Raw genomic sequence first — 6,608 nt, 5'->3', positions numbered from 1 at the left:
CTGGCATCAGGCGTAGAACTGGCATCAGGCGTAGAACTGGCATCTTGCCAGTTTCATCCTTATTTTCGAGCGGGCAGGATGCCCACTCTACTCTTATTCATTCCTAAATTCAGCAACGCCTAGTTTTATTTCCCTTTAGACTTAGGAAGTGACAGTCCCAGATAGCCTCCAAGACCTATTTTTGCCATATCCATAAAGGTGGGGCGGTATTGTTCATCAATTACCGCTAGGGTAAGTGACCCCCCAAGTAATATCGATATAATAGCAGCTTGAACCATTTCTTTGATTGTCAGAGTTTTATGAGCCATAGGTTTTTGTTGTAACTGTTACGCTTCACTGCTACTTTTAATGGTTACCCAAAAAAACTGAAACCTTGACTGGACAATGGATTAGTTGCTAATATGTTTTGATTTCTGTATGATTGCGTTGTGCCTGAGTTGTGATTGCGGTAAAGGTTATGGCGCTGACTGCAGGCAATAGGAAACTTTGGATCAGGGAATTATTTAGTTTAGTCATTTAGGGCTGCATCGCTTACTCCCTTGAATTTTTAAACACTATTCAAGCTATTACTATAGTTATCAAAAATTATCCATACGATGACAGATTGTAGCCCAGTAAAAAAAAATAAAAAAGTAACTATCACCGCATCCTCAAACGGTATGGAAAAAGCTAAAAAGGCTTTAATAAGGCTAGGATTTGAGTCTCAAAGTGACTTTGCAAAATCACAATTTATAGGTCGCACTACAGTAACAAAGTTTTTTAATTTCAAGCCAATTCAGCTGGATTCCTTTAAACGGATATGCGATGGACTGAAACTAGACTGGAGAGAAATCGCAGGAATAGCAGAGGAAAACCGATCAGAACCGCTAACCAGAAATGATGGCAGTAGCTCAGAGCTGCTTGAGGAGGTAGAGCAAGGGCAAGCACCTAGGCGGGAAGTGACTGTAATCGATAAACAAAGTCAAACAATTAAAGCTGTTATCGTCTTAGAAGGGGATCTAGATTCAGTTCAAAATCCAAAATTTATTGAATTGATTTTACAAGAATATTCAGGGGACAGTATAAACATTATTGATATTAAACCAGGCAGCATCCGATTAATTGTAGAAGGGTCTCAAGAGGATATCGAATGGCTTAGATCTCAGATAAAATCAGGAAAAATAAACGTATTAAGCGGTTTTCCTGTTCAAGATATTGAAATTTTGAGCCAAACGTCACAGGATGATCAAAATAACGAGTTTGATCAGAAATGGCGTCTAGTGGAAGAGATTGCTAGCCGTGGAGCTGTGCGTCGAGACCTGAGTAATGCGGACCTGAGTGATGCGGACCTGAGTAATGTTAACCTGAGTGATGCCAACCTGATTGGTGCCAACCTCAGTAATGCTGACCTAAGTGATGCCGACCTGAGTTATACCATCCTGAGTGGTGCCGACCTGAGTGATGCTATCCTGAATAGTGCCCACCTCAGGGGTGCCTACCTGAATAGTGCCCACCTAAGTGCTGCCGACTTAAGTGATGCCAACTTGATTGGTGCCGACCTTAGGGGTGCTGACCTGAGTGGTACCAACTTAATTGGTGCTAAAGTTAAAAAAGCCCGATTCGGATATAACTTAGGAATTGATCCATTGATGAAGCTTGACCTAATTCAACGAGGAGCAATTTTTGAGGATTTGCCAGGGGATAGCTCTAAAAGTCTCACCCCTAGCAAAAGATAGGGATTACGAAAATTACAGGGTGCTGATAATTTTTAGGAATCCGGTAAGCTTCAATCAAACAAATGGGATTGGCCGTAGGCCACGCGGGGCGCGATCGCTCAAAAAACTCAATAACCCCAACCATTTCCTCTAGAGTAGATAGCGTTTGAAATAGTAATGAACGCAGAATTTTCGCCTAGATACTCTACTAGGTTCCTAATTCCAAACTAGAGCCACACGTCCAATTGTATTGACTGAACTCAAACAGTATAACCACTGCTGGTTAATGAGGATTTTAATTTACTTATAAGGCAAGTATATCGAAATCCTCTTTAAAAAGCTGTCAACCAGAATTAACCATCTGTTTGAAATAAAGCAATCCGCAGTCGATCGGCTGTCTCTTCCATTTCCGCCACTGACTCTAGGCTAACAACCACGCTCGGTTCAATTCCTAAAATTTCCGCCGCTTTAGCCACCGCTGCTTTTTCTTTTTCATGGTAGTTCCCATCAGCTCGACTGACTTTGATCGCTTGGTACAACATAGAGCGGCGAAAATTCAATGGAAAATCATACTTGATTCCACTCAATAGCTCTTCAATGTTAGCATTTTTCCAATCGAATTTGCGGAGGGTTTCAACGTACTCTTGAACAGCTTCAGAGTCTTCCGCCATCATTTCTTGTTCGTCAATAAACCACTGTAATTCTTCTTCTGCGAGTTCTCCATCTGCACCAGCGATCGCCAATAAGGCGCAGCCGTAATTTACCCCCACCTCCAAATCAACTGAAGTGTTAGAAGAAAAGCCATATTTATGCTCAGCATATTTGCTCAGTTGGACAGTTTTTCCACTGGTCATATTTTTATCCTTTTTTTATTGGTTTTGAGCATATTCAGTTTGATTCAACCAACTTTAGTTTAATTTGTCAACTCAATGTAAGGATATGCGCTACTTGAGGTGCTACTTGAGGTGCAATCAGCCATTGGCGTAGCGTGGCCCAAAAGCCAAAGCCAAAGCCAACGGCTGAATGTTTACGAATTATTACATGGGATTGGCCGTAGGCCACGCTACGGTCCGGAAGCTAAGCTTCCGGGCTTATGCGAACGCTCACAAATACTCAATACCCCCAACCATTTCCTCTAGAGTAGATAGGGTTTGGAATACTAATGAATCCAGAATTTTAGCCTAAATGCTCTACTAGGTTCCTAATCGTCCCCAAAATAGAGCTGCGCATCCAATTGTCTTGACTGAACTCTCTGAAAAATTATCTTCCATAATTTTCTTTAATTCTTCTAAACTATCATTTTGATTATTAAAAATGTACTTTTTGTTATAAGCATCCATTAAACGCCGGGCCATAAAATTCCGTTCAACTCCGACCGTTAGAATAGTTGAACCAAAAATAACCCCACCAGGATTAATTAAAGGCAAAATATTATCAAAAACAACGGCTTTTGTTTCCATCGTTCCCGGTACACAGTGAAGTACATAATTAAATCCCACTGAATCAAACCCTGGAGCGTCAAACTGAATTGACTCCAAGATATTCCTTCTGTAAGCAACAGGATGATAACGTGCAACCCGACGAGATGTTACGTCTAAACATTTGGTGTTTAAATCCATTAATGCCAGTCGAGGAGTATTTGTAGGAAAAGTGCAACGGTCTAGGAAATATCCATTCCCAACACCTATGTCAAGGTGATTACCTGAAATATGCTGATTGTAAAAGTCTAGTAGGTGGGATGATGGACATTTCCATATAAACTGATTAGAGATTGCTACCACAGTTAGGTCGTACATAGCTAAACTCAGCTTAGTGTAAATAGCCTGTCCTGCCTCTAGTTGTTCCTTGGTAGTTGTTGTCATGATTGTCCTTTTATACCCTATATTTAGATGCTAGCCATTCCCGTAAAATCGCCAAAGGCCAAGCAAGGCCAACGGTTGAAGCTTACCAATCCTTACTATACTATTTATTGCGTAGTTAGATAAAGTGGTACTCCAAGTTCTTGCAGAAATGAATAATAATTCTTCTGTTTAAATTTTGTTTATTTGTTTAAACAGAAGAATTAAGCTATCAGTCAATGCCTGAATACTTACCTAAAAAAAAGGGGGAGTCGCAACGGTTCCCCCTTGACAATCCCCATTTTTATGTCAAAACTATAAAGATGATAACGAAAAAGGGAATAAATTGATTGAATAACCTGATTCAATAATTCCTTTAGTTAAGTTATGTAACAGCTTTTAGACTTGAGGTTTCCTTAAGCTTTCAGGTTTGCTTAAGGGTTCAGTTTTAAGCTACGGCAGGGGTAAAATGTGATAAAACTTGAAATTACGTTGCAACTCTTAACCTAAATAGGCGGTTGAAATCACCAATACCCTGGTAAACTCATAAAGCAATCTATAGCAATATACTGTGTAAGCATTCAGCTAATGCGCTACGCGCACGCTAGGCGAACAGCTGTCAGCAAGTAGTGTGCCCGTAGGCCATGAGCTTATACCTGATAACTGACGGCTGAATGCTTAGTCATTGGTTTGGGCTTGGGTTGAGTGACCCGGATCTGTCCACACCAGGCCACCGAGAATGGTAAGCAACTATAACAAGCAAGCAAGAGCTTAAGATGGTAGATTCCCTTAAAAAACCTGATTTTGATGAAATCCGACCCGGTATAAAGGTACCGGCGAAGGACACGATCCTAACTCCCCGGTTCTACACTACTGACTTTGAAGCAATGGCGAAGATGGACCTCTCGCCTAATCAGGATGAACTCGAAGCCATCCTGGAAGAGTTTCGAGCTGATTACAATCGTCACCATTTTGTCCGGAATGAGGAGTTTAATCAATCTTGGAACCACATTGATGGGGAAAAACGCCGGTTATTTGTTGAGTTTCTGGAACGTTCCTGTACAGCGGAATTCTCTGGTTTCTTGCTCTATAAGGAATTGGGACGGCGCTTAAAGAATAAAAATCCTGTACTGGCAGAGTGCTTTACCCTGATGTCTCGTGATGAAGCACGTCATGCGGGATTCCTGAACAAGGCTATGTCAGATTTCAATCTACAGCTGGATTTGGGATTCCTGACTAAGAGCAAGAAGTACACCTTCTTTCAGCCCAAGTTTATTTTCTACGCTACTTATCTGTCTGAGAAGATTGGCTATTGGCGCTACATTACTATCTATCGCCATTTAGAAGCCAATCCTGATGACCAAATCTATCCAATTTTCAGCTTCTTTGAAAACTGGTGTCAGGATGAAAACCGTCATGGGGATTTCTTTGATGCGATCATGAGAGCTCAGCCGGATACGCTGAATGATTGGCAGGCTAAGCTTTGGTGCCGATTCTTCTTGCTGTCGGTGTTTGCCACTATGTATCTGAATGATGTTCAGCGGTCTGGATTCTATGCCTCCATTGGTTTAGATGCTCGTGACTATGATAAGCATGTGATTGAGAAGACTAACGACACCTCAGGACGGGTCTTCCCAGTTATTTTGAATGTAGACCATCCGGAATTTTATGAGCGTCTGGAGATTTGTGTCCGGAATAATGATAAGCTAAGAGCGATCGCTAACTCAAATACGCCCAAGTTCTTGCAATTATTCCAGAAGTTGCCTCTCTACATGTCTAATGCCTGGCAGCTCCTGAAATTGTACCTGATTAAGCCCATTGATATGACGGCTAAACAGGGTTCTATGATCTAAAGTTTGCTCCGCTAACTGTTAGCTTCGTTTTTGTGGTGATCCTACATAAAGTAGGATCACTTTTTTTTTGATTCCCTATTCCCTATTCCCTGTTCCCTATTCCCTACTCCCTACTCCCTATTCCCTATTCCCTTAGATCCGGAAATGATACAAGAATTACAGAAGTTTGATCGGTATAGGTGCGTCAGTTCTGTTAGTGTATTTTTTATTGTTGAGTGTTAAAAAATTTGGGACTTAAGTATCTAAAAACGGGATTACTGGGACTAACGTTTACCTTCACAGTTGCTTACCGAGCTGGGAGTCAAACGGTGCCAGTACCGGACTCGACTACAGGCAACCAAGAGGAAACCCAGGGCAATCCGCCTCAGCCTACTCCAGATAAATTACCAGAGTCCCCCCAGTCTGATCCTCCTGGTAATTCAGCAGCCCAGGAGTTGGATTTAAGTCCAGAGGTAATCGAAGGCAGTCCGGTGCTACAGCGTTGGCTAGAGGAGGTGCCGGATGTTTGGCAAGATATTCGCAATCAACCCAGTTTTCGCACTCGGTTGCGGTTGGGTTACTCCCAGTTTCCCTCTAATGGACAAGCAGCAGGGGTGAATGTGGGAGTAGAAGATGTGTTTATTGGTAATTCTGGCTTGACGGTGAGTGGAGATTATCAGGCTTCCTTTAATGGTGAGCGGGAAACCTTTGGGGTCGATTTGCGGTATTATGTGCGGCCCTTAGGGAGTTATTTCAATGTTGCCCCGATGGTGGGTTATCGCAATTTGGAGACTGATGGTTACTCTACCGATGGGGTAAATGTGGGAGCGCGGTTGCTATTGGTTTTGTCTCGCACTGGTGCCGCTGATATTTCCTTCACTCAGAGTTTTGTGTCTATTGGCAGTAGTGATGAGGTCGGGATAAGCAAGCTTTCCTTTGGTTATGCCATTACTCCCAATTTGCGGCTTGCTACGGATATTGAGAAACAGAATTCTATCGAAAATAAGGATAGTCGGGTGGGGATTGGGTTGGAATGGATGCCTTGAGATGTTGAGAGGGTTACGAGTAGAGTGGGCATCCTGCCCGCGCGAAGATTGTAACGGGCAAGATGCCCATTCCACAATCAGGAGGAAACGGGCAAGATGCCCATTCCACGGGGCTCACAGGGGTAGGTTTTTTACATCTGGTTGGGGAATCGGGAATCGGGAATCGGGAATCGGGAATCGGGAATCGGGAATCGGGAA

The 6,608-nt window shown here is 42.6% G+C and carries 7 protein-coding genes and 1 pseudogene; 4 read left to right on the top strand and 4 right to left on the bottom strand.

Translation table 11 applies throughout. From position 1 onward, the window contains the following. Positions 1–125: 125 nt before the first annotated feature. Positions 126–308 (bottom strand): hypothetical protein, encoded by a 183-nt coding sequence (locus tag AC4II3_RS30405; protein WP_293099993.1) that lies wholly within the window; start codon positions 306–308, stop codon positions 126–128. 288 nt (positions 309–596) lie between these two features. Between AC4II3_RS30405 and AC4II3_RS30400 the strand changes: the two genes are divergently transcribed. Then, the gene (locus AC4II3_RS30400) at positions 597–1,715 is read left to right on the top strand and encodes a pentapeptide repeat-containing protein (protein WP_488010255.1); all 1,119 of its coding nucleotides are present in this window, start codon (positions 597–599) and stop codon (positions 1,713–1,715) included. 332 nt (positions 1,716–2,047) lie between these two features. Here AC4II3_RS30400 and AC4II3_RS30395 read toward each other — a convergent pair whose 3' ends face one another. Continuing rightward, the gene (locus tag AC4II3_RS30395) at positions 2,048–2,548 is read right to left on the bottom strand and encodes a TerB family tellurite resistance protein (RefSeq protein WP_488010256.1); all 501 of its coding nucleotides are present in this window, start codon (positions 2,546–2,548) and stop codon (positions 2,048–2,050) included. 111 nt (positions 2,549–2,659) lie between these two features. Here AC4II3_RS30395 and AC4II3_RS30390 point away from each other — a divergent pair, with 111 nt between their 5' ends. Beyond that, a complete protein-coding gene (locus AC4II3_RS30390; RefSeq protein WP_488010257.1) occupies positions 2,660–2,833 on the top strand; it encodes a hypothetical protein in 174 nt (57 codons plus the stop codon). Between the two features lie 54 nt (positions 2,834–2,887). Here the strand turns inward: AC4II3_RS30390 and AC4II3_RS30385 are convergent, their stop codons facing one another. Beyond that, a complete protein-coding gene (locus AC4II3_RS30385; protein ID WP_488010258.1) occupies positions 2,888–3,556 on the bottom strand; it encodes a methyltransferase in 669 nt (222 codons plus the stop codon). 752 nt (positions 3,557–4,308) lie between these two features. On the opposite strand from AC4II3_RS30385, the gene acsF reads away from it, so the two are divergent. Together acsF and AC4II3_RS30375 are read left to right on the top strand one after the other, a co-directional pair. Continuing rightward, entirely contained in the window at positions 4,309–5,385 is a 1,077-nt protein-coding gene (gene acsF / locus AC4II3_RS30380; RefSeq protein ID WP_488010259.1) for a magnesium-protoporphyrin IX monomethyl ester (oxidative) cyclase, read from the top strand. Between the two features lie 227 nt (positions 5,386–5,612). Next, positions 5,613–6,410 (top strand): hypothetical protein, encoded by a 798-nt coding sequence (locus tag AC4II3_RS30375; protein WP_488010260.1) that lies wholly within the window; start codon positions 5,613–5,615, stop codon positions 6,408–6,410. Between the two features lie 13 nt (positions 6,411–6,423). Here the strand turns inward: AC4II3_RS30375 and AC4II3_RS30370 are convergent. After that, a pseudogene (locus AC4II3_RS30370) lies at positions 6,424–6,608 on the bottom strand (hypothetical protein); the annotation flags it as partial.

This window comes from Moorena sp. (assembly GCF_982860115.1).
Note: the sequence above shows the minus strand (reverse complement) of the source record. Positions and strands in the feature narration are given on the sequence as shown.

Bases quoted from the DNA above. Each gene is read 5' to 3' on its own strand.
- acsF (WP_488010259.1), top strand. From the start codon at position 4,309: ATGGTAGATTCCCTTAAAAAACCTGATTTTGATGAAATCCGACCCGGT.
- AC4II3_RS30405 (WP_293099993.1), bottom strand. From the start codon at position 308: ATGGCTCATAAAACTCTGACAATCAAAGAAATGGTTCAAGCTGCTATT.
- AC4II3_RS30400 (WP_488010255.1), top strand. From the start codon at position 597: ATGACAGATTGTAGCCCAGTAAAAAAAAATAAAAAAGTAACTATCACC.
- AC4II3_RS30385 (WP_488010258.1), bottom strand. From the start codon at position 3,556: ATGACAACAACTACCAAGGAACAACTAGAGGCAGGACAGGCTATTTAC.
- AC4II3_RS30395 (WP_488010256.1), bottom strand. From the start codon at position 2,548: ATGACCAGTGGAAAAACTGTCCAACTGAGCAAATATGCTGAGCATAAA.